Below are 23,915 nucleotides of genomic sequence, written 5' to 3'. Positions count from 1 at the left end.
AAATACCCTAGATTAAAATAAAAGTTAAAATTTGAGCCGATGCCAATTATCTTAGTTGAAGACTTGAGCAAAGTTTATCCGGTAGCGATTAAAGAACCGGGGCTTAAAGGAACAGTGCGGCACTTTTTTAGTCGCACTTACCGCAATGTCAAAGCAGTTGAGGGCGTTTCTTTCAGTATTGAACCTGGGGAAGTAGTGGGGTTTCTCGGTGCTAACGGTGCGGGCAAAACTACTACGCTAAAAATGCTGACTGGTTTGATTTATCCGTCTGCTGGTACTGTGAGAGTGTGCGATCGTACTCCTTTCCGTCGGGAAGCAGATTTTCTGCAAAGAATTACCTTAGTGATGGGGCAAAAACAGCAGTTAATTTGGGATTTACCTGTGCTTGACTCTCTGCGAATCAATGCCGCTGTCTACGGCATTCCCGATACAGATTATCGGCGGCGAGTCGGAGAATTGACAGAGATGCTGTCACTAGAAGGCAAGTTAAATCAGGCAGTGCGAAAGCTTTCTTTAGGCGAACGCATGAAAGCTGAATTGATGGCGGCGCTGCTGCACCAGCCGGAAGTATTATTTTTAGATGAACCGACTTTAGGTTTGGATATAAACGCACAGTTTAGCGTCAGGCAATTTCTTCGAGAATATAACGAGCGCTATCAAGCAACGGTGCTGTTGACGAGCCATTACATGGCTGACATTACTGCTTTGTGCAAGCGCGTTTTGTTAATCCATGAAGGACAATTAGTTTATGATGGCAGTTTAGACGGATTGCTCGACAGGTTTGCACCTTATCGGGAAGTTCAGGTAAAATTAGCTAAGCCGCTGGCAAAAGATAGTGCTTTTGCTTACGGGGAGGTAGAATCTATTGAGGGACAATCGGTACGTTTTTTAGTGAAAAGGGAAGAGCTGACGGTGAGCGTCGCGAAGATTTTGGCGGACTTAGAAGTGATAGATTTGACTGTTACCGATCCGCCAATTGAAGAGGTAATCGGTCGCGTTTTCCGCACGGGAAAAGTGTAATGTTTTTGGATGAGTTCATTCTCCATAACAGGCAAGATATCTGTTCCACTAAAGCTTCAATGTTTTGTGGAACGGGCATCTTGCCCGTTGCTAACACCGAAAAATTGAAAAGGCAAGATATCTGTTCCACTAAAGCTTCAATGTTTTGTGGAACGGGCATATTGCCCGTTGCTAACACTGAAAAATTGAAAAGGCAAGATATTTGTTCCACTAAAGCTTCAATGTTTTGTAGAACGGGCATATTGCCCGTTGCTAACACTGAAAAATTAAATCTAAAAGTGATATGACAAAATCAATCAAAATTGCTAAAACTTTGCTAGTTACCTACTACGCTTATATGCTCGAATACCGGGCAGAATTGTTTTTGTGGGCGCTGTCGGGAGCTTTGCCGTTTATCTTGATGGGTGTGTGGATGCAGGCGGCCGAAAATCGTCAATTTGGGCTGACTTCGATCGACTTTGCCCGTTATTTTTTAGCCGCTTTCATTGTCAGGCAAACAAATGTAGTTTGGGTGATTTGGGAGTTTGAAAAGGAAGTAGTGCAAGGCAGGCTATCTAATAGATTGTTGCAGCCTCTCGATCCCGTATGGCACCATTTCGTATCTCACATTTCCGAAAGGTTTGCAAGGTTGCCCTTTGTATTCGGATTAGTGCTGCTGTTTTTTGCACTTTACCCGCAGTCTTTTTGGCTGCCGAGTTTGGGCAGGTTTTTGCTATTTTTGTTGGTTGTCGTCTTGGCTTTTTGCTTGCGGTTCTTGATACAGTATACCTTTGCGCTGTTTGCTTTTTGGCTGGAAAGGGCAAGTGCGATCGAGCAATTCTGGTTTCTAATTTACCTGTTTTTATCGGGACTTATCGCGCCGCTAGAAGTGTTTCCCGCACCCGTGCGTGAAGTAGTTTTGTGGACGCCTTTTCCTTATTTGATTCATTTTCCCGCTTCAATCTTGATAGGATTGCCCGTAGATGTAGGCCGCGGTTTGTTGGTAATGTTGGGTTGGGCTGCGGTGTTTTTTGTGTGGAACCGCTGGCTTTGGCGGCAGGGTTTGAAGCAGTATTCGGGGATGGGAGCTTAAATAATAATTAAAAATTAGAAATTTGTAAGGTGCGTCAGAGTAAAATATTAATCGTTTTGTCAAAAAAACTTAGCTGACGCACCATTCTTAACTGTAAAGAAAATCTAAAATTTAAAATCTAAAATCTAAAATGAACTGACGCACCTAGTTAAGTCGATCGCACACATCATGCAAAAATGCAATCGGGAGTATTCGACAATTGCATAAACATCCATTTTTTGTATATATAAGTACAAAAGTTTACAATAAAGTCTTATATTAATAAACCCAACGACTGATAAACGGGATAAAAGAGATTCTAATGACAGCCAAAAAAAACCTCATTGTAATCGGCAATGGCATGGTAGGTCACAAGTTCCTAGAGTTAATGGTCAGCTCGGATGCTGCCAAACACTGGAATTTAATTACTTTTTGTGAAGAACCGCGCGTTGCTTACGATCGCGTAAACCTCAGCGGATTTTTCTCTGGCAAAACAGCGGGAGATTTATCTTTAGTTGCACCGGGATTTTATCAAGAAAACGGCATCCAAATTCACATCGGCGACAAAGCAGTCGCCATTAACCGGGAACACAAAATAGTCTCTTCAGCCAACGGTTTAGAAGTTCCCTACGACAAAATTGTTCTCGCGACGGGTTCCTATCCATTTGTGCCATCAATTAAAGGCAAAGATGCTACAGGAACTTTTGTTTACCGGACAATTGACGACCTGGAAGCGATGTCAGATTACGCTAAAAATTGCAAAACAGGTGTAGTAATTGGCGGCGGTTTGTTAGGTCTAGAGTGTGCTAATGCTCTGCAAAATATGGGTCTAAAAACTCACGTTGTTGAGTTTGCATCGCGGCTGATGCCCGTGCAAGTTGACGAGATGGGCGGTGCAATTCTCCGCAGCAAAATAGAAGAGTTGGGGGTTTCGGTTCATACCAGCAAATCTACCACAGAAATAGTCAGCGAAGACGGCAAAGTTACTAAAATGCTGTTTGCTGACGGTTCGGAATTGGCAACAGATATGATAGTGTTTTCTGCTGGCATTCGCCCCCGCGACGAAATTGCCAGAACTTGCGGTATAGAAGTAGGAGAACGCGGTGGCATAATCATAAATGATAGTTGCCAAACTTCCGATCCTGACATTTATGCGATCGGAGAATGCGCGCTGTATCAAAATCGCATCTACGGCTTAGTTGCGCCTGGGTATACAATGGCAAGCGTAGCAGCAGATATTTTGAGCCGTGTAGCGGATGACGGGCAAGATGCCCGTTCCACAAGCACTTTTACAGGTGCGGATATGTCCACTAAACTGAAATTATTGGGGGTGGATGTCGCTAGTTTTGGAGATCCTTTTCCCAAATCTGCCGATGCTAAAGAAATTGTTGTCACTGACACCTTCCAAGGCATTTACAAAAAATTAGTTTTAAATCAAGACGGCAGTCTAATTTTAGGCGGAATTCTCGTGGGAGATGCTTCGGCTTACGGCACGTTGCTGCAATTCATGCAAAATGAAATTGCTCTGCCCCCGCATCCCGAAGATTTGTTAATGCCACCGCGAGAAGGGGGAGTACCGGCGGGTTTTGGAGTAGACAGTTTGCCTGATTCGGCTCAAATTTGTTCTTGCAATAATGTTACCAAGGGGCAGATTTGTGCAGCGATTCGCGATCGCAATTTAACCGATGTTGCCAGCGTCAAGAAATGCACTCAAGCTGGGACTGGCTGCGGCGGGTGCGTGCCTTTGGTGACGGATATCTTCAAGGCGGAGATGAAGAAAGCTGGGTTTGCAGTCAAAAATAATCTCTGCGAACATTTTGAATATTCTCGTCAAGAATTGTACCATTTATTGCGTTCTCAAGAGATTAAAACCTTTGAGGAGTTGATTGAAAGACACGGCAAAGGTAAGGGTTGCGAAATTTGCAAGCCTGCTGTTGGTTCGATGCTGGCTTCTACTTGGAATGACCATATTTTAGAGAAGCCTCACGTCGCTTTGCAAGATACAAACGATTACTTTTTGGCAAACATTCAGCGCGACGGTACTTATTCGGTGGTGCCGCGAATACCGGGGGGAGAAATCACTCCCGATAAGTTGATTGTTTTGGGTGAAGTTGCCAGGGATTTTGGGCTTTATACTAAGATTACTGGTGGGCAACGGATTGATTTGTTTGGAGCTCGCGTGGATCAATTGCCGCATATTTGGCGTCGGTTGATTGATGCGGGATTTGAGTCGGGACACGCTTACGGTAAGGCTCTGCGTACTGTAAAATCTTGTGTTGGCAGCACTTGGTGCCGCTTTGGCGTGCAGGATTCTACGAGTTTGGCGATCGAAGTTGAATTGCGGTATCGCGGTTTGCGATCGCCCCACAAGCTCAAATCTGCTGTCTCTGGTTGCACTCGCGAATGCGCGGAAGCTCAAAGCAAGGATTTTGGGATAATTGCTACTGAGAATGGTTGGAATTTGTACGTGTGCGGCAACGGGGGAATTAAGCCGCAGCACGCGGTTTTGCTGGCGACGGATATCGATAAGGAAACGCTGATTAAGTATATCGATCGATTCTTGGTTTTCTACATCCGCACCGCCGACAGATTGGAACGTACTGCAACTTGGTTGAACAAGCTTGAGGGCGGGATTGAATACTTAAAACAGGTAATAATTGAGGATTCTCTGGGCATTTGTGCTGAATTAGAAGCGCAGATGCAACATTTAGTGAACACTTATCAATGTGAGTGGAAAACGACCATTGAAGACCCACAAAAGGTGCAGCGGTTCCAGCATTTTGTGAATTCCGATTTGCCCGATCCGAGTATTGTTCGTGTTGCGGAACGGGGACAAACGCGACCGGCTAACGAACAGGAAAAGGCTCTGGTTGGAGTTTCCGAATAACCCCTCCCCAGCCCTCCCCTTGCTAAGGGGAGGGAGCAAGATAACCCCTCTCCAGCCCTCCCCTTGCTAAGGGGAGGGAGCAAGAATCTCGTTCCCCGGCTCTGCCTGGGAATGAATTCCGGGAGGCTCTGCCTCCTTCGGCGAGGCGAGGCAGAGCCTCGAAACCTACGTTCCCAGCCACAGACTGGGAACGAGATTGAAGTAAATAACAGGAAAAGAAGATGGTTCAATCATTACAAGTTTCCGATACAGTAACAACTTGGGTAGATGTGTGTTCTCTCGATGCGATCGCCCCTTATACTGGAGTTTGCGCTTTAGTAGCAGGCGAACAAGTGGCGATTTTCCGAGTGGGAAACGGGGATGAAGTTTATGCGCTTAGTAATTACGACCCGTTTAGCAAAGCTTTTGTTTTGTCGCGGGGAATTGTGGGCGATCGCAACGGCACTCTCAAAGTTGCTTCTCCCATTTACAAACAAAACTTTAGTCTGACTACCGGGCAATGTCTGGATGATGAAACGGTAAAGATTCCGACTTTTGCGGTTCGGGTTGCAGCCGATCGCGTCCAAGTAGCTGTTAGCTAGATTCAGTGGCTTAATTGTTCGATCGCCATCCGCCAACACCTAACATTTCTCTGGGTTGTGGCGGATTTTGCATTGGGGCCCTCCCGACTCAGTATTTTTCGTATAAGATAGAGTCGATTGGTTCCATACTTCAGGCTCGCTCAAAAAATCTCAACTAATATCGGAGCTGATGCGAGGATTGTCAATGCAAACAAACTTCAGGGGCAGGGTATCGGTATGTTGTTAAAAAAACTTGTTTCCGAAAATAATCCCCAGACTGTAGCAGAGTTAATCCATGCCCAACTCAAAATCGGTCAACTGACTTGGGGCGAGCTCAACATACAAGTTTTCGGCCAGCACTGGCGGGACGAATCTTTCCACGAAGTCCTCAGAGAAATTGCAGCCAAGCTCGACAAAGAAACAGCGAGCAAAATTATAGAATATCTCACAGATCAAAACGGTCAACAAGAAAAATTTATTAATTTATTTTTAGCAGCGCAATGCCTGTTAAAAGTTGAAAACGATGTTAATAAAAAAACCGCCAAAAAAGTGTTAAACGCTTTAAAAAAGTTATCGCAATACGGCACGGGTTTCCTGATTCTTTATCAAAGCGCTCAAGAATTGCAGGAAACTTATCAAATTCGCAATCGATCGATCGCCGCGATCGCCCAAACTTGGAAAAACGACCCGCAAACCCTGCCTTGGCTGAAAATACTCGCTCATTCCAGTGACTGTGGCGAAGTCCGAGCCACAGCAGTCGAAGCAATAGCCCGTGGTTGGCCAGACCAGCCAGAAATTTACCTGATGCTCAAAAACCTCGTCAAATCCGATCGAAGCTGGGCAGTGCGATCGACCTGTGTCCGAGAAATGGCTTGTGGTTGGCCCGACACGAACGATACCTTGCCGCTGCTAGCTGCCCTGGCTCAGTTCGATCAAAGTCCCGCAGTCCGCACCACAGCACTCGAACAGTTAGCCTCTAATTGGCCCGATCGCACAGATACCTTGCTGGTGCTGAGAACCGCCGCCGAATCCGACGAAAACTTGGGAGTGCGAGTCGCAGCGTGGCAAGAAATAGCCAGAGGTTGGCACAGCCTTTTAGGCACGGCCTCCCTGCTCAAAAACCTTGCCCAGACAGGAAGTTCTATCCTGCGAACAGTAGCGGTGCGGGAGTTGGCAGCGGGCTGGCCTGCTGCAGCCGACGTTTGCCTGCTGCTGAAAACCCTAGCCGAATCCGACAGCAGCAAAGAAGTGCGGACAGCAGCCTTAGAAGAATTGGCTTCGCACTGGCCCGATGAACCAGACATTTACCCGCTGCTGAAAACTAAAGCCGAGTCCGACGCGAGTTCGAGCGTCCGGCGCTCAGCAGTGCAAGCAATTGCCACTGGCTGGCCCGGGAACCCCGAAACTCTGACTTTTTTGAAAAATATAGCATTGGGCGATCGCGACGCCGACCTGCGCGAAATAGCCCTAAAACAGATAGCAGCAGGTTGGCCCGACCACCCAGAAACCCTGCCCCTGCTGCAAAAAATAGCTGATTCCGAAGATTACTGGACTGTGCGACAAGTAGTAGTGGAAGCTGTCGCCACACTGCCGTCACCCCGTCTCGAAGTCTTTACTTGGTTGCAAAATCTCGCCGAGTCAGACAGACACCTGAACGTCCGAGAAACTGCCGTGGAAGAGATCGCAAAACGCTGGTCTCACCGGGGCGAGACGCTGCCTTTCCTCAAAAGCCTGGTCGAGTCAGAGCAAGATTCTCACCTGCTGAGCGTGCTGGTGCGGGCGATCGTGCGGGGGTGGCCCGACGACCCGGAAACCTTGCCTTGGCTCAAAATTGAGCTCGATTCTGGGGAAGCGCTGGTGCGGCAAGCGGCGGTGCTTGAACTCGCTGACAACTGGCCGGACAATCCTGAAACTTGGATGCTGCTGGAGGCTAAAGCAGAGGGCGATGAGAGTCCGGCTGTCAGGCAAATCGCTTTGCAACAGTTAGCGCGAGGGTGGACAAATCAGTCTCAAACTTTCGAGTGGCTGAAAATTAGAGCTCAAAAAGATGAAGATTCGCAGGTGCGGGCGATCGCCCTGGTAGAGTTAATGCGGGGATGGAAAGACGAGCCGGGAATGTTTGAGTTTTTGCGCGATCGAGCTTTGAGCGATGTTGACAATCAAAACGGTTCTTTTCCTTACAATCCCCGATTTACAGCGCTCGAAGCGATTATCGAACATTATCCCGAAAATCCGGGAGTTGTGCCTTTGTTGCGATCGCTTGCAGTTTCCGACGGCGACGAGCAAATCCGCGCCTTAGCGGGTCGCCGGCTACGCACCCAAGACTGGTAAGTGGAAACGATACCATCCATCTCTGAGTCCTAGGTCTCAAAAAATTAGTGAGGTCTAATCCCTGTGTACTATAATCTATCCCTAGTCGTTTGCACAGGTAGCGAGGAATAAACGAGGGTGGTCAGTTCTAATAAAGCTTTGAACATGATGGAAGCCTCCTTAGACGTTGTAGGTGATACACAACAAATTAGGGAGCAAGAGTTAAAACCTTTAACACAAGGTTTTCAAGTGCAATATTCACATCCTCATGGGCAACTTTATCAAGGTAATTCTATCGATTGGCTTAAATCTCTTGAGCCTGAGAGTGTTAATTTAATTTTTGCCGATCCACCTTATAACATTAATAAAGCCGATTGGGATCGCTTTGAAAATCAAGAGCACTACATTCAATGGTCACTTCAATGGGTTAGCGAAGCTTCGCGGATTCTAAAATCAACAGGGTCTCTATATATTTGTGGATTTTCGGAAATTTTAGCCGATCTAAAACATCCAGCATCAAAGTATTTTAAGAGTTGCCGCTGGTTAATCTGGCACTATAAAAATAAAGCGAATTTAGGTAGCGATTGGGGGCGTTCGCATGAAAGCATTCTTCACTTTCGTAAATCTGATTGCGTCAAACTAAATATTGATGATGTACGGATTCCCTATGGCGCACATACTTTAAAATATCCTTCACATCCGCAAGCGAAAACAAGTGCTTATGGGCAAGGAGCAACAAAGAAAAACCATAACTGGACACCAAATCCAAAAGGTGCAAAGCCTAAAGATGTAATAGAGATTCCTACTACTTGTAACGGTATGGGTGAAACAACACCTCACCCGACTCAAAAACCAGAAGAGTTATTAAGGAAATTTGTTCTTGCGTCTTCTAATGAAGGGGATGTGGTTCTCGATCCATTTTCAGGTTCAGGAACAACTCTCGTTGTTGCAGAACAACTAAATCGTTATTGGATGGGATGCGATCTTAATATGGAATACAACGATTGGGCAGTCAAGCGTATAGAAAATGTTCGTCGTATGACAAAAGAAGAATGGATATCTCTAGATCGGAAAAATGCAGAAAGACGGGAATCTATACGATGAGCTTAACAGATATAGTCAATCATGCAACGGACAAAAAACGCTTTCAAAATATTCAGGATTATATAAATTTTTGTAAGAGCTATCTAAAATTTATTGAAACGGGTTTGCAAGCTAGAATTGTTTCGCAGAACGAGAATCACTACCAGTTTTATCAGTATCAGAGTGAGGGCTATTACAATATTACGCGCCCAATTAATACATCTTTGATGTATGATAAATCTGTATTTGAAACTAATTATGTTCAGTTTTTACAAGCTCTTGAACAGTTGCGTGATAGAGAGTTACCTGATGATGGATTGAGGCAAGTTTTAATTTGTACCATCTACACGATGCAGCAATCCATAGGCGCTGCTCTGGATGCGCTACCTTCAGGAAGATCTAATCAAGCTCGTAAAGTAAATGGGGATCTTTTTGAGCGTTTAATATGTCTCATAATTTCCGCTCTCAATATAGATTGTGTCGCTGGAACAGCACAAGTTCCCGTTAAAGACGACAACGATGAAATTTTGTTTCATAGCAGTTATCAACACGACTTGTTGATCAGCAAAGAAGATAAACTCAAAATAATTGGTTCGGTAAAAACCTCAAGTAAAGATCGTATTGACAAAATTTTTGTAGATAAGTTTTTGTACAAGAAATTGACCAATACCGATGTACCTCATATTGCGATTTTTCTCAACGATGTGCAAAGAAAGAAAACGAAGCAACAGCATCGCTATGGCATTAATGCCACCTTTTTGACGGGGCATTTCAAAGCTTACACTATTAAGCTAAATCCATTGGATGGTGTGTATTATTGCGATATTAGACCAAATATGATTACAGATCCATTGCTCTCACAGCACATTCAAACTATCGATCATTTTTTCTATGACGATCTTTGGAATTTACTCAGTAGAGATGGACAGTCCCTAGAAGAGGTAGAAATAGAAGAAGACGAAAACGAGGAAAGCGAAGAATAGTTAAGCAAGCGCAGGCTAAAAAACGCTTTCATTCCCACAAAAGGGCATTCCAAACCGCACCGCTTCCCCCATTACCGAACAACGATCGCGATCCGAAGCCGTTTTCTCCCACCTGAGCAACTGTTCCTGAAACACCGGGTCTTGCTTGGCCCGCTGCACGATGCTTGTAGTTTCCGACGCACAAGAGCAAGTGCGGGTATTAGCCACTCTCCGGCTTCAAGTGTTAACAATTAACGGTTAATAATCGATCAAAAGGGCGATCGCATACCGCACCGCTTCCCCCATCATTGAAAAACGAACGCTATCGGACGCCGTTTTCTCCCACGCGAGTAACTGTTCCCGAAAACCCCGATCTTGCTTCGCCCGCTGCACGATCGCCTGACTGATGACTTTCTTTTGAATCTGCTCTGTCGGGATACCTTGCTGCTTCAAATAATCCAACAGCCGCTGCACGCTTTCGGAGAATTTATCCGGCGTCTGAGACATCAAAATAAACGAAATTTGGCGCACCATTCGCTGGTAGATTTCCTGTCTTCTGAGCAATACTTCCTTTTGGCTCGGCTCCGCATTGTTACTAGGAACAGCCAAGTCGAGCAAACTCAAAATTTCAGCGTCCTTGGCTAAAACCTTTTCCAACATATCTGGATAAAGCTCCAAAATGCGATCGCCCAAAATCTTGCCGTTCACCAAACGGTTCGCGCTCAGCCGCAGTAAATTTTGTTCTCCCGCAGAGTCAAAAAATTGAACGTTAAATTTGAGTTCGTGGCTTTCCAACTCCACGCGACGCAGCGTAAAAACCAAAGCCTCCCAATTAGGAGATTCATCAAAAAACACCTTCACAATAGAACTGTCCTCTTGATGCTGCCGCCCCAATTCCCCCGACTCAAAATCGCGATCTACCGGAAAGCGAGTTGCCGCAACTTTCGCAGTATAATCAAACTCAGTAAAAACATAGCTGCAGTCAACTCTTGACAGATCGACATCTTGAACTTGCCAATTTTGAATGCAGCAACCCGTAAGCTGCGCCCCCTCCAAATTCGTCCGAATCAAACGGCACTCAATCAAACAAGCTTCTCTTAAATCCGCCTCACCCAACATCGCATCCATCAAATAAGCGCCACTCAAATCTGCTTTCCGCAAATCAGCACTGCGTAAATTAGCTTCGCTCAAATCCGCCCGCAGCAAATACACTCCTTGCAGGTTTGCTCGCAGCAAAAGCGCCTTCTTAAAACTCGCTTTCAATAAATAAGAACCCGCCAGATTAGCTCGACTCAAATCAGCGTTATCCAGCACCGCCTCAGTCAAATCCGCCCCCGCCAGCACAGCTCGGTGCAAGTCAGTGCCCGTCAGATTTGCCGATCGCATTTGAGCGCCATTCAAGTCAGATTCAATCAAATTTACACCGATTAAAATTGCCGATCGCAAATTCGCTTCCACCAAATGCGCTTCCCGCAAATTAGCACCCGTTAAATTAGCACCAACAAGACTGGCGCGGTTGAAATTCGCCTCCATCAATTCCGCCGCCATCAACTTTGCGCCGTCGAGTTTAGCCCCAGCAAAATTAATCTGGTCAGATTTAACTCCTTGAAGATTAGCACCGCCCAAATCCGCTTCGGGAAACGCGGCCCAATTGATTTCTGCTGCTGCCAAACAAGCAAGGCGCAAATCCGCTTTAGCAAGATTTGCCCCACTCAAATTGGCCCCGCTCAGATTCGCCCCAGCCAGCCCCGCACTGCGGAGATCCGCGCGGCGCAAACAAGCCCCTATCAACTTGGCATTGCTCAAAAAAGACCAGCTCAAATTAGCACCGGTCAAGTTAGCACCAGTGAGGTCTATTTCTCGCAGGTTAACACCGCTTAAACTAGCGCCGCTGAGGTCAATGTGACCAAAGTTGCGCTCTCCTTGTTGATAGCGCTGTAAAAATTCTTGTGTTTGCATTACGCAGATTGGGGGGCTGGCAATTTAGCTGTTTTAGGACGCGCGGGTCAATCGATTTTAGATTTTAGATTTTAGATTTTAGATTTTAGATTAAAGCATTGACCCCACAGATAAATTCGGGGGGCAAGTTTCATCGGATACAGGTTTTTTATTTCTGGGTCCTGAGTCGGCGAAGGAATGAATCCGGGGGCTTGTATCCTGGATGCTTACGGTCAATAACTTGAACTGTAAGGTACGCACGGAACACGAGCGGGCTAAGCACGGGAACACTACTCCTATTACTTACTGCAATAACTCATGTCCTCCGGGTGATCCGTGGGTACTTTACCCCTATAGATTGCAGTTCAAAGGATTTGTTGCCTAAGTTCTATTTCTACTACCAGTTTTACAGACTTTTGTAACTTCAAGTAGCCGAGTTCATATCTGATACGCTGCCCAGCCGGAGAGTGTTTTTACCTAAAGCGCTGCAATTCTTGCTGCAAGTGTTTTCCCCATTTAGTCGCTAGAGGAATTTCTGTAAAAGGAACCTGCACCGCAGCAGCATCTTTCAACAAAAATTCGATGGCGATTGGACTTCCCGAATTTGGAGGTGACTCTAAATCAACTGCCTGAGAGTTGACTAACAACCGCAGCGACTCAACGTCTTTTAAAGAAAAAGTTTGCAAATTCACCGGCCCGCTGCGAGTAGGTTTTCCCCAAGTTAAACAGTCTTCTTTTTGACCGAGTACAGCATAAATATCGTACTTGGCTTTAGCAAATTGCTCTGCCCAGACGCGATACGCTTCTAGCTTTTGATACTCGTTCCATCCAGCCCAAGCCAGAGAAATAAAAATTGCCAGCAGCGGCAGCCACATTAAACCTCTTTCCATGCGATACCCTTGTTGAAAATACTCGCTTGTTCTGTTTGTCATCTTCTATAATGATACAATTAATTGAACTCCTAAAACTTGCTCTGCAATTTAAACTATAAATTAGAGCAATTTTAGTTCTAGCAACAGCCACTGCCGAAAACTACCCAACGCTCGCGTGGGAAATATCCACCAGTCGCAGCAAGGAAAACTGGCGCTGGCGGTGAAAATTGGGTTATTGTGGTGAACACGCCTTCCCTAAACGGACGATCGGCAATGAAAAAGTTTTTCCTTCTGTGCTTATTTTTAATCGGGCTCGGCTGGGCGATTTCTAATTTCCCAGGACTTGCTACTCAAGGCACTTACGACTCGATTGTGCTGGATTTCCGCGAAGATTTGGGTGCTGCTGAGATTGCGAAAGAAGTAAATGCGATCGCCCAACAGTACCAAGTCGCACCGCAACTCAACAGCGAATTCTCAGCGGCCGACAATGTATATGTAGTTAAGGGCGATCGCACTTTGCTAAACGCCCTGAGAAAATCAAATTTGGCTAAAGATACCGAATACATTGAACCGAACTTTGTCTACAGCGCTTTCGAGATTCCCAACGACCCCATGTATACCAAGCAGTGGAATCTCCGCAGCATCAACGTAGAATCTGCCTGGAACGAAACCAAAGGCAGCGGCACAACAGTAGCGATAATTGACACGGGCATTACTCCAGTCGCTGACTTAAAAGAAACCAAATTTGTACCGGGCTACGACTTTGTAAACGATCGCGCCGAGGCCTACGACGACAACGGCCACGGTACTCACGTCGCAGGTACTGTCGCCCAATCAACTAACAACAATTATGGCGTCGCAGGCATCGCCTACGAAGCAGCTTTAATGCCGCTAAAAGTCTTAGGCGGCAGCGGTGGTGGCACGGTTTCTGACATCGCCGAAGCGATTAAATTTGCTGCTGACAACGGCGCCGACGTGATTAACATGAGTCTCGGTGGCGGTGGCGAAAGTCAGTTAATGGAAGAGGCGATCGACTACGCCCACTCTAAAGGCGTTGTCATCATCGCAGCCGCCGGCAACTCCGGCGATAGTTCCGCTTCCTATCCCGCCCGCTATCCCCACGTCATCGGCGTTTCCGCCCTCGGCCCCGACGACGAAAAAGCCTCTTACTCGAATTTCGGCGCAGGGGTTGATATTGCAGCCCCCGGCGGTTCTGAAATGGGCAAGATCCTGCAAAGTACGATCGACCCGGAAACAGGCGCCGAAGTATTTGAAGGCTACCAAGGCACTAGCATGGCTTCTCCCCACGTTGCCGCCGTTGCAGCCCTTGTCAAGGCCTCCGGCATCACAGAACCAGACGAAATTCGCAGCGTACTCTTGCAGTCCTCGCGAACTGTCACTGAAGATCCGTTAAACCATTTTGGTTCAGGACACCTAGACGCAGCCGCAGCAGTTCAGCTAGCCCAGCGCGGACAAATCAACTTCCGCGATTTCTTCCGCTGGCTGCGCGATAACGGCTATCTCAGCCCCCGCTTTTGGATTGACGGCGGTGCAGTCGCCCTGTTGCCTAAAATTGCAATGGTGCTCGGTTCTTACCTGCTGGCTTTCTTGATGCGGAATTATTTCCCCTTCGCCTGGACTTGGGGCTTTTCCGGCGGTTTGATTGCTGGTAGTTCAGGGTTCTTTTTCCTGCGGAACTTGTTTGTATTTGACTTGCCGCAGTGGCCGATGCGGGTGATGGGCAGTTCTATTCCCGAACTCGGCGGTGCAATTAATGGCAGCAGTATGCTGAATCCCTTTTTTGCTAGCGTTTTGATTCCTGGGATTTTGATTGCTTTGCTGTTAGGACATCAACAGTGGAAGTGGATCGCGATCGCAATTTCGATCGGTTTTGCCAGCAGTTTAGCGGTGAATGCTTTTGTGTCTCCCGCAGTCTGGGGATTGGGCACAGGTTTGGTATCACAAACATTCTTGATTGTCAATGCTTTACTGTGTTTCGGACTGGCGCGTTTAGCAATTAAAACAGAGGTGCGATCGGCATGAGTATTACTGTCAAAGGTGTAATTGAACGCAAAGGATTGGGTCCCGGTACTTGGGCTTTGGTTGGCGAAGATGGGGAAACTTACGAACTTAAGGATGCTCCTTCTGACTTGAAAAAAGCTGGTTTGAAAGTCAGTGTTAAAGGTGAAGTCCGCAAGGATGTGATGACTTTTGCTATGATCGGCCCGGTGCTTGAGGTGCAGTCTTTTGAGGCGATTTAGCCTAATTGGTTAATGCAGCTTTTGAGCTAAAAAAAACCCCGGCCAAAATTGGCTGGGGTTTATTAATCAGGGTGCATCTACTAATTTAATCTCCCGCCTCAAAACACCTCTTTCAGGACACTTTGGCAGAATTTGCGAACATGGGCGGCGAGGGCGTGCGATCGGCAAAAAAAAACCCCAAACCAAAATTGGTTGGGAGTTAATTAATCAGGGTGCATCTACTAATTTATTCTCCGGCTTTACACCACCTCTGTCAGGACACTTTGGTAGACTTTGCGAACATGGGCGGCGAGGGCGTGCGATCGGCAAAAAAAAAACCCGGCCAAAATTGGTCGGGAGTTAATTAATCAGGGTGCATCTACTAATTTAGTCTCCGGTTCGAGGTATACCTGTTCCGGACAGTTTGCGAAAATTTACGAAAATTCGAGCTTTAGGGTGCGATAGGCAAAAAAAACCCGGCCAAAATTGGTCGGGAGTTAATTAATCAGGGTGCATCTACCAATTAAGCTTCCTGAGAATTCCAGCGCAATCCGGACAACCTCAAACTTTATTCAGCATCACCCTGGATACCGCAAAAAAAAACCCCAAACCAAAATTGGTCGGGAGTTATTTAATCAGGGTGCATCTACCAATTAAGCTTCCTGAGAATTGGAAACCCAATCCGGACAACCTCAAACTTTATTCAGCATCACCCTGGATACCGCAAAAAAAAACCCCAAACCAAAATTGGTCGGGAGTTATTTAATCAGGGTGCATCTACTAATTTAGTCTCCCGTCTCACAGCACCTCTTTCAGGACACTTTGGCAGAATTTGGGAGAATTTTTTGCTCAGCGTGCGATCGCAAAAAAAACCCCAAACCAAAATTGGTCGGGAGTTAATTAATCAGGGTGCATCTACTAATTTAATCTCCCGCCTCAAAGCACCTCTTTCAGGACACTTTGGCAGAATTTTGGAGAATGTGTGGCTAAGGGTGCGATCGCCAAAAAAAACCCGGCCAAAATTGGTCGGGAGTTAATTAATCAGGGTGCATCTACCAATTAAGCTTCCTGAGAATTCGAGCGCAATCCGGACACTTCTCACTAAAAACTCACAACTCTTTTCGGTGAACCAGAGTTGCACTAGCTTGGTCTGTCGGAACTAGCAAAACTTCGCTAATATTGACGTGGGGCGATCGCGTCGCGCAAAAATACACGACATCGGCTACATCGTCAGCAGTCAGCGGTGTCAATCCTTGATAGACATTTTTGGCTTTTTCTGCATCGCCGTGAAACCGGACATTGCTAAATTCTGTTTCCACCAAACCAGGTTCTATTTCCGTCACCCGCACGGGTGTTCCCAAAAGGTCTTGTTTCAACCCTTCGGAAATAGCTCTCACTGCTGCTTTGGAAGCGCAATAAACATTACCTTTCGGATAAGCTTGGCGGCCTGCTATGGAGCCGATATTCACTACGTGACCGCGGCCTCGGTTTACCATTCCCGGCACGATCGCGCGAGTCATGTAAAGCAAGCCTTTAACATTGGTATCAATCATTTCTTCCCAATCTTGGAAGTTGCCTTCGTGCAGTTTGTCTAAACCACGGCTCAATCCCGCATTGTTAATCAGAATATCGATGCTTTTCCAGGCATCGGGAAGCGCAGTTATGGCCGATTCGACTTGCGGGCGATCGCGCACGTCCAATTCTAGCAAATAAATCTCGTTCCTCGACGCGATGGATTTTGTTTCTACAAGTTCGTTTGCCAGTCGATCGAGCTTTTCAAGACGGCGGGCTGCTAAAATTAGTTTGGCTCCTCCTTTGGCGAATATCTTGGCACAGGCTGCTCCGATACCGCTACTCGCACCTGTAATGAAAACAATTTGGTTTTGGAGAGAAATCATACGATTTTAGATTTTAGATTTTAGATTTTAGATTTGGGAATTGGGAAGGACTAATGAGATAAGGGTTTGGATATTTCATACTGTCCATTCAACATAATTATTTTAGTGACGAGTTTAGGGACTTCTGTTTTTTCTCTTCAAGATTTTCTTGAACTCGCCACTACTAAAATTACCCAGATAATACCATCCCCTAAAAAATGCAACTGTAGACCAGCGCTCCCAAAATTTAATTCATAAGTTATTCCCCATCTAAAATCTAAAATCTAAAATCTAAAATCTAAAATGGTATAACCCATAACACCTATTTTATTATTTGACAACCCGCAATCGCACACTAACTGTTGCAATTCCGCCTTGTCGCATCAAAACTGCTGAAACCCACCGATTTTCTGGCGTAGCCGGAGCTTTACCTACTTTAAAAATTCCCCCGGAATTTAGCAACTCCAGCTCGACTTCTGAGGGATTAAACAAGGTTTTTTCGGTAATGGGTTCCTCCAAAACAGTCCCTATTAAAATATCATCGCCGAGCGGCTCTCGCACAATGGCATCAAAATGGTACTCTTCGCCCACCTTAACTTGATCCGGAAAATTAACTTGAATTGTGGGAGGATTTTGGCCAGAACTAAGCTGAGTTTGTTCTGCTAAAATCTCTTGACTAACTATTTTTTCACCTTCAAAGCGCTGCTGGGAACGGATTGTAGCTTTGAGATTTAATTCTCTGCCATCCTTTTTTTGAGTGCCGGCAATTGTAGTTATGGTTTCTGCGAGAATCGCGCTACCTTCGGTTTTCCAAGATTTGATCTCGGTGCGGTAATTTAAACTCGGATATCGATCCCAGAGTTGGGTGAGGGCTTTTGCCATGCTTTGGCTGTTTAAGCCGTCAGAATGAGTGAAATTCGGGCTGTAAAATGCCATGACTGCTTTGACATCGCGCCGGTTGGCCGCTGCGTCAATTTCTGTTAGCACTTTTGTGAGTGGGGCAGGCGCATTTGCAGGGGTTTGGGCGATCGTTCGGGGAGTCGCCGCGATCGCACCGATCGCTCTTGCCGCACCTTGATGCAGCACACCAGCACTTACCACTGTTAAACATAACAACATTTGAGCGATCGACTGCCTGCCGTTAGAGCCAAAAACGATCGCACGATCGGTTTTTTTGTCCCGACGGCTGGAAAAATACTGAGATGCACTTGGCACTAAATTCAAAAAATTACGCATTAGATGATAATTTGGTTATTTGTCAGGGGTCGTAGCTTGGGCAACTGTTCGCCTGCAACGAAAACTGACAACGGAAGCAGGGACACGGCACAATCTAATTTTAGATGGCTGATTCAAAATTGGCTGAAACTGCCGGAATAATAAGCATAATAATCTAAAACCTCAAATATAAAATTGATCGACCTGTGGAACTTGTACTTGTAAAAAAAGAAACAAATACCTTGACAAAAGCTCCCCTCCGGTTGTTGGTTGCAGCTAGCGGCACTGGTGGACATTTATTTCCCGCGATCGCCACCGCTGGGCAGTTGAACGACTGTCAGATCGAATGGCTAGGAGTCCCAGACCGCATGGAAACCCAGTTAGTTTCATCCCTTTACCCCCTCCACACGATCGCCGTTGAAGGCTTTCAGCAGGGATTTGGGCTCGGTACATTGCGAATTTTGGGCGGACTCGCCGGCTCGGTCCTTCAGGTGCGGAAGTTGCTCAAAGCGGGAAATTTTCAGGGAGTCTTTACTACCGGCGGTTACATCGCAGCACCGGCAATTCTAGCGGCCCGTTCTTTGGGTTTGCCGGTAATTCTCCACGAATCTAATGCAATTCCGGGGAAGGTGACGCGCTGGTTTAGTCCTTTGTGCACTGCTGTGGCGATCGGATTTGAAGCAGCAGCCCAGCATTTACCCCGCGCGAAAACCGTGGTTGCTGGTACACCGGTGCGATCGCAATTCCTGACTCGCCAACCTCTAAATTTGCCAATTCCTGACAGTGTACCTGTAATTTTAGTTATGGGCGGCTCTCAAGGTGCTGTCGCAGTCAATAAGTTAGTGCGCGAGTGCGCACCGGCTTGGTTTGATGCCGGTGCTTGGGTGGTTCACCTCACCGGAAATAATGACCCGGATGCTGAAAGTTTGAAACACGAGCAATATTTGTCAATGCCATTTTACGAAAATGTGGCGAGTTTGTTGCAGCGAGCGAATTTAGCAATTAGTCGATCGGGCGCGAGTGCTCTGACAGAATTAGCAGTGACGGGAGTACCTTCTATTTTAATTCCTTTTCCTCACGCCGCTGACGACCACCAAAGATTTAATGCGGAAGTATTTGCCGCATCCGGCGCCGCCGTGGTATTCCGTCAAAGCGAACTGACAGCAAATGTGTTGCAAAGCAAAGTGTTGTATTTGTTAAGAGATTCCGACTATTTGGCAAAAATGTCTAAAGCTGCTTCTGAATTAGCGGTGACAGACAGTACAGAACGTTTGGCTAATTTGGTCAGGGAATTGGTGGTGCGGTAGGGAGTGTTAAAGTAAATAGGCGATTCCCTTCGGGATAGCTTCGCTTAACGAGAATTGGTAACCAGGAGAAAGTCAAATGGCATACAGTGACTTTAATTTAGATAGAGTTTTGAAAACCTTTGACTTAGCTTATTCTGAAATAGTCGAAATCTTCACTCCTGCACCAGAGTTAGAGTACAGCAGATTACTGACAGAAACTTTGCAAGAAAATCTGCCTGTAGCTCTCGGTAGCAATACAGAAAAATCGCGTTCGGAACTGATTATCGCGCCCATTTTAATGGAAGTGAGAAAACTTTTGCACCATCGCGTGAGCTTATTTTCTGGCATTGATTTTACTGTAGATGCTGAAAGAGGGCTGAATGGGAATTGTGATTTTTTGATAAGTCGATCGCCAGAATTGTTGATTGTAAAAGCCCCAGTCATTGCTATTGTAGAGGCTAAAAAGGAAAACATTAATTCTGGATTGGGACAGTGCATAGCTGAAATGCTAGCAGCTAAAATCTTCAACGAGCGCGAAGGTAATGAGATTACCACAATTTATGGGGCTGTCACTACAGGAGATAGGTGGAAATTCTTAAAACTCGAAGGACAAGCGGTTTTTGTTGAGACAACGGAAACTTTGCTTACCAATTTGGGTAAAATTTTGGGAATTTTAGCATTTGGAATGGACGATCGCACGCTTAATCCCTAATTATCACCAATATTCAACTTAACAAAGTTAACTACCGATTCTAATCCTTCCTTTGTCTTCAAGTTAGTAAAAACAAAAGGTTTATCGCCTCGCATTTTTTTAGCGTCCCGTTCCATCACGCCCAAATCTGCTCCCACAAAAGGGGCGAGGTCTGTTTTATTAATTACCAACATATCAGATTTAGTAATTCCTGGCCCGCCTTTGCGCGGAATCTTATCGCCGGCAGCGACATCGATTACGTAAATTGTTAAATCTACTAACTCCGGGCTAAAAGTTGCCGCCAAGTTATCGCCGCCGCTTTCTACAAACACTAAATCTAAATCAGTGAATTTGTGTTCTAACTCTTCTATAGCTACTAAGTTAATGGAAGCATCTTCGCGGATGGCTGTGTGGGGACAACCTCCCGTTTCTACGCCCAAAATTCGATCGCTCTCCAAAGCTTGACTCCGAACCAAAAACTGTGCATCTTCCTGAGTATAGATATCATTAGTAACAACCGCAATCTGGTATTGCTGTCGCAGCGCCTTGCACAAAGCATCCAGTAAAGCAGTTTTTCCCGAACCAACCGGCCCAGCAATTCCTACACGAAAAGCACCCATAGCGATTTTAGATTTTAGATTTTAGATTTTAGATTTTCTGATTTTTAACTGCGAAATAACCGAGTTGTAGTTGTAGGGTGCGTCAGACGGAGTTATGGAACGATTATCGAGGCTTTGGGGTGCTGACGCACCTTACTAATTAGATTTTGGATTGTCTGATTTTCAACTCCGAAATAACCGAGTGTACTGAGTTTCATGCGCCATGCTAGCCAGTCCTAATCCCCAACTGCAACTGCCAAGCTCATCATCTTCTAATTGTAAAACTTCTTGCGCCGTACAGCTAATTTGAGACTGCAAATCTAACAGCAACTGCTGACCGGCTGTTTGACCGAGGGGAATCAGTTTCACGCCCGCACTCGCCAAATTGGCAGCCCAACTGTACAAATATCCTAACACGGCCGCTTCCTCTTCAATCTGCCAGTTGGCGGCGGCAATGCCAAAGCCGATCGCAAAATTGCACTGATTGCTGCCAGATTCCACGAATTCTTTTACAATTGTTGTTAACCCAGAAGCAAGGGGCGATTCCCTGCAGGATAGCTTCGCTTCACGCAAATCCATCAGCAACCTGACCAAAGTCCGCCCCATTTGCCAACTTTGCAAGCGCAACTCTTCTGTTTCCTTAGTAGCAGTCGCCCAAGCATTCCAGTAATTCAAAGCCGTCACATCCCCTATCTGTGCCGCCCTCAAAGCCCTTACCACCACAGCGGCTTCTACTCGCACAGCCCCGAATTGCAGCGAATTTTCTAACCAATTCCTCAAAGTAATCTCGCTGTCGATCGCACCGGCTTCTACCAGACTTTCGATTCCCTCAGAATAACTATAAGCTCCCACAGGTGCAAAAGCTAGCTGTAACAAACATAAAAGTTGATTGTTCACTGTTGACGGTTGACGGTTGACTGTTTACTTCTTCCTTCTTGAATTACCCAAACTAATTTGGTTATAAGCCCTCGGATTCCAGGGTGGGAGTAAATCTAAAATCTAAAATCTAAAATCTAAAATCTAAAATCTAATGGCTGTGCCCGTAAGCGCCCATTTCCGGCTGAAACGGCACAATTTCCTCTGTTACTTCCAAACCCATTTTTTCTAGCATTCCCTGCAATACAGAGTCGGGAGAAAGCCTTAAATAATTATCCGCAATTTCTAAAGCTACGTGACGGTTTCCTAAATGATAAGCCGCCCGCATCAGTAGCAGCGGACTCGATGCCCGCGCTGTCAGCACCGGCTCGGGTTTTGCACTTACCAGTACCAAACAGCTACCGTCTTCCGACTGCAATAAATCTCGATCGCGCAGTACAGTACCTCTGGGCAAACTCAGGTGCAACCTTTCCCCCGTCTCCGTCTCGAATCGGTGACGGCTGCGAGTGCGATCGTCCGATGTCATTTGTAAAGTAAAGCTGACAATAGCATCGGGATTTGCAGGCAAATGTTTTGTGAATGTTAGCATTTTTATATTCTATTCCTCAGAGCAATTGACTTGACATTTAGTTTTTGAGGAATATCTTTTTTATAGCCGAAGGAATAAGAAAGACTGAAGTTCCAATCTTCAGCTCATGTTTCAGAAATTAAAAACGTCTTAATCGTGTTGGCGATCGTTATATCTCATTCCGATTGACAGCCAGTGGAAAAATATTCATCTCTCTGACCGCTCCCGTTCTGGCCTTATTACCAAATTTATGTTATTTTGTCAAGCACTTAATCACAGACGATCGCTTTTTTTTCAAAAAATTTTGCATACCGTCTAGGAACTCGAACAATTTAAATCTCCAATATTATTGTTGAGGGGAGGTAGCTGTTAGGCATCCTGCCTGCCCTGAACAAGCTTTTATGGAGAAGTCTAATAGAACGGGAGAGGAAGAAAGACTCAAACCCTCAAGCTTATTGATTGCCAGCTTGTTGCAGTCGCAGGAGCTCGGCTTGAATTCGCTGTTTGACTGCCGGGTCCGCTTGCTGGAGCAAAGTAAGCTGGTTGAAGCGACTAACTGTCAAACCATAGGTTTCGATAGCTTTTTTAGCTTGTTGGCAGTAATTCACTGCGATGCCACGAAAATTTCCAGACAGCCTATTAATTTCCTGCTTTTCGTTGCACACTACTCTGGGAACCGAGCCTCCAGCCATTCTTTTAATTTCGTTATAAGCTTCCACCCGTCTGGGTTCTATTGCCAACACAGCACGAGCGTAGCTAGTAATTTCTTCGCTGCTAATTTCTTGAGCTTGGGCTGCAGCTCCGAAAACAAGGTTTGGGGATTGTGTGTACATACCGGGCGCCCATCCGCTAGCTAAAGCTGCTGCAGAAATGATGCCTGCAAACAACGATTGTCGCAGCATCCGGTTTATGCCAAATTTAGAGGTGTTTATTGAGGTGTTCATGGTCGTCGGTGATTGATTGCGTGTAGATAAAAATGACACAGCGCTTGGAGGCTCAATCTTTTTGAATAATGTGGTGGCTAAAAAGTTCCTGCCGTTGACGACTATTTTGAATTCCAGCAGGATGGTTGGGGAGTTGCTACGACGATCGACTTTTTAGCAAATTCAATAATTTCATTCATTATAACATCTGTCGGAAGTTGACAAAATTCAAACTTTAGATGGTAATTTTAATTACAGAGTGTTCTCGAATTGCCTCTCCCAATAATTCTCAAAGCGCAAATATTAAATAATTCTAAAACTTCTTGACAAATTACTCGCCTTAATTAGTCTCATCAAGCTACGCGGTAGCAAAGCTATCTTCCCCCAAGGGTTCCCGTTCCCCGTAGGGTAGGGAAGCGCCTGGAAGGCTAGGCAAAATTTAGCAGCAATCGCACTCATCAATAATTGCGGCGATGATTTATTTAATGTTAAGCGGTGGTGCATTTGTCGATCGAGAAAATCCGCCACTGGTTTGACTGGTGACGAAGCCAGAGCCAGAACAAAAATCATGTTTTACCTACACCGCCGTAATACTCCCACTATATCGGTAATCCGATTAGTGGCAAGATGTAAGGTGGGTGATTTATGAGAGCATCCCCGACAATTGCTAACCTCTGGGTAACGCTCAAGTGGATGTCCGAAGAATCACCAAAGTATTCCTTGATTTCCCGGAATTGTTCAGTCTGTCATATAATATATTAGTGGTTCCGGCCCGTCCACTCGGCTGACCACAACACGAAGTAGCAGTCATATGCTTGCGAAAATAACTAGCCAGAGAAAGAGAGAAAGATTCCGGTCACTGGTTCGTCTTGCTCTACAAACAAGGCGATAAAACATAATCCAAACAGGAATGTACGAAAAAACAATTAAACTGCTTGCCGAAGGCGAGCGGCTGCC

Annotated in this window: 21 protein-coding genes; 11 read left to right on the top strand and 10 right to left on the bottom strand. The window is 45.9% G+C overall.

Annotated elements, in window-relative coordinates; translation table 11 throughout:
- Positions 1–39: 39 nt before the first annotated feature.
- From QUB77_RS05595 to QUB77_RS05565, 7 genes are all read left to right on the top strand, one after another.
- Entirely contained in the window at positions 40–1,020 is a 981-nt protein-coding gene (locus QUB77_RS05595; protein WP_333170617.1) for an ATP-binding cassette domain-containing protein, read from the top strand.
- Between the two features lie 283 nt (positions 1,021–1,303).
- Complete coding sequence (locus tag QUB77_RS05590; protein WP_333170618.1) at positions 1,304–2,092, top strand: ABC-2 family transporter protein; 789 nt, start codon at positions 1,304–1,306, stop codon at positions 2,090–2,092.
- Between the two features lie 301 nt (positions 2,093–2,393).
- The gene (nirB, locus tag QUB77_RS05585) at positions 2,394–4,958 is read left to right on the top strand and encodes a nitrite reductase large subunit NirB (protein WP_333170620.1); all 2,565 of its coding nucleotides are present in this window, start codon (positions 2,394–2,396) and stop codon (positions 4,956–4,958) included.
- A 221-nt stretch (positions 4,959–5,179) separates the two neighbouring features.
- Positions 5,180–5,539, top strand: coding sequence for a nitrite reductase small subunit NirD (gene nirD / locus QUB77_RS05580; RefSeq protein WP_333170621.1), 360 nt, complete (start codon positions 5,180–5,182; stop codon positions 5,537–5,539).
- A gap of 216 nt (positions 5,540–5,755) precedes the next feature.
- Complete coding sequence (locus QUB77_RS05575) at positions 5,756–7,849, top strand: HEAT repeat domain-containing protein (protein WP_333170622.1); 2,094 nt, start codon at positions 5,756–5,758, stop codon at positions 7,847–7,849.
- A 144-nt stretch (positions 7,850–7,993) separates the two neighbouring features.
- The gene (locus tag QUB77_RS05570) at positions 7,994–8,932 is read left to right on the top strand and encodes a site-specific DNA-methyltransferase (protein WP_333322844.1); all 939 of its coding nucleotides are present in this window, start codon (positions 7,994–7,996) and stop codon (positions 8,930–8,932) included.
- Positions 8,929–9,894: a hypothetical protein gene (locus QUB77_RS05565; RefSeq protein WP_333170626.1), complete on the top strand. Its 966-nt coding sequence runs from the start codon at positions 8,929–8,931 to the stop codon at positions 9,892–9,894. The genes QUB77_RS05570 and QUB77_RS05565 overlap by 4 nt, the downstream gene beginning before the upstream one ends.
- Before the next feature lie 15 nt (positions 9,895–9,909).
- On the opposite strand, the gene QUB77_RS05560 is transcribed toward QUB77_RS05565, so the two are convergent.
- The 3 genes from QUB77_RS05560 to QUB77_RS05550 all read right to left on the bottom strand — a co-directional run bounded on the left by QUB77_RS05560 (position 9,910) and on the right by QUB77_RS05550 (position 12,701).
- Positions 9,910–10,101, bottom strand: a complete 192-nt coding sequence (locus QUB77_RS05560; RefSeq protein ID WP_333170628.1) for a hypothetical protein — start codon at positions 10,099–10,101, stop codon at positions 9,910–9,912.
- Between the two features lie 30 nt (positions 10,102–10,131).
- Positions 10,132–11,832, bottom strand: a complete 1,701-nt coding sequence (locus tag QUB77_RS05555; protein ID WP_333170629.1) for a pentapeptide repeat-containing protein — start codon at positions 11,830–11,832, stop codon at positions 10,132–10,134.
- 452 nt (positions 11,833–12,284) lie between these two features.
- Positions 12,285–12,701: a hypothetical protein gene (locus QUB77_RS05550; RefSeq protein WP_333170850.1), complete on the bottom strand. Its 417-nt coding sequence runs from the start codon at positions 12,699–12,701 to the stop codon at positions 12,285–12,287.
- Between the two features lie 255 nt (positions 12,702–12,956).
- Between QUB77_RS05550 and QUB77_RS05545 the strand changes: the two genes are divergently transcribed.
- Positions 12,957–14,726, top strand: coding sequence for a S8 family peptidase (locus QUB77_RS05545; protein WP_333170852.1), 1,770 nt, complete (start codon positions 12,957–12,959; stop codon positions 14,724–14,726).
- Positions 14,723–14,944 (top strand): hypothetical protein, encoded by a 222-nt coding sequence (locus tag QUB77_RS05540; protein ID WP_333035640.1) that lies wholly within the window; start codon positions 14,723–14,725, stop codon positions 14,942–14,944. Before QUB77_RS05545 ends, QUB77_RS05540 begins: the two co-directional genes overlap by 4 nt.
- A gap of 1,088 nt (positions 14,945–16,032) precedes the next feature.
- On the opposite strand, the gene QUB77_RS05535 is transcribed toward QUB77_RS05540, so the two are convergent.
- Both QUB77_RS05535 and QUB77_RS05530 read right to left on the bottom strand, forming a co-directional pair.
- Positions 16,033–16,821 (bottom strand): SDR family oxidoreductase, encoded by a 789-nt coding sequence (locus QUB77_RS05535; RefSeq protein ID WP_333170633.1) that lies wholly within the window; start codon positions 16,819–16,821, stop codon positions 16,033–16,035.
- A 309-nt stretch (positions 16,822–17,130) separates the two neighbouring features.
- Entirely contained in the window at positions 17,131–18,036 is a 906-nt protein-coding gene (locus tag QUB77_RS05530; protein WP_333170634.1) for a nuclear transport factor 2 family protein, read from the bottom strand.
- 185 nt (positions 18,037–18,221) lie between these two features.
- Between QUB77_RS05530 and murG the strand changes: the two genes are divergently transcribed.
- Together murG and QUB77_RS05520 are read left to right on the top strand one after the other, a co-directional pair.
- On the top strand, positions 18,222–19,322 hold the full coding sequence (gene murG, locus QUB77_RS05525) for an undecaprenyldiphospho-muramoylpentapeptide beta-N-acetylglucosaminyltransferase (protein WP_445251889.1): 1,101 nt from the start codon (positions 18,222–18,224) through the stop codon (positions 19,320–19,322).
- 76 nt (positions 19,323–19,398) lie between these two features.
- Positions 19,399–20,013, top strand: coding sequence for a hypothetical protein (locus tag QUB77_RS05520; RefSeq protein ID WP_333170635.1), 615 nt, complete (start codon positions 19,399–19,401; stop codon positions 20,011–20,013).
- Here QUB77_RS05520 and ureG read toward each other — a convergent pair.
- The 5 genes from ureG to QUB77_RS05495 form a co-directional block, all read right to left on the bottom strand.
- Positions 20,010–20,612: an urease accessory protein UreG gene (gene ureG / locus QUB77_RS05515; RefSeq protein ID WP_333170637.1), complete on the bottom strand. Its 603-nt coding sequence runs from the start codon at positions 20,610–20,612 to the stop codon at positions 20,010–20,012. The genes QUB77_RS05520 and ureG overlap by 4 nt on opposite strands.
- A 162-nt stretch (positions 20,613–20,774) precedes the next feature.
- A complete protein-coding gene (locus QUB77_RS05510) occupies positions 20,775–21,488 on the bottom strand; it encodes an urease accessory protein UreF (protein WP_333170638.1) in 714 nt (237 codons plus the stop codon).
- A gap of 130 nt (positions 21,489–21,618) precedes the next feature.
- On the bottom strand, positions 21,619–22,056 hold the full coding sequence (gene ureE, locus QUB77_RS05505) for an urease accessory protein UreE (protein WP_333170640.1): 438 nt from the start codon (positions 22,054–22,056) through the stop codon (positions 21,619–21,621).
- 431 nt (positions 22,057–22,487) lie between these two features.
- Positions 22,488–22,937 (bottom strand): DUF4168 domain-containing protein, encoded by a 450-nt coding sequence (locus QUB77_RS05500; protein WP_333170641.1) that lies wholly within the window; start codon positions 22,935–22,937, stop codon positions 22,488–22,490.
- 324 nt (positions 22,938–23,261) lie between these two features.
- Positions 23,262–23,528, bottom strand: a complete 267-nt coding sequence (locus tag QUB77_RS05495; RefSeq protein WP_333170643.1) for a hypothetical protein — start codon at positions 23,526–23,528, stop codon at positions 23,262–23,264.
- Positions 23,529–23,915: the final 387 nt, after the last annotated feature.

Source organism: Microcoleus sp. AT9b-C3 (assembly GCF_036705485.1).
In the GTDB taxonomy this organism is placed as follows: domain Bacteria; phylum Cyanobacteriota; class Cyanobacteriia; order Cyanobacteriales; family Microcoleaceae; genus Microcoleus.
The sequence above is the reverse complement of the archived record's forward strand: the minus strand, read 5'-3'. Positions and strand labels throughout refer to the sequence as shown.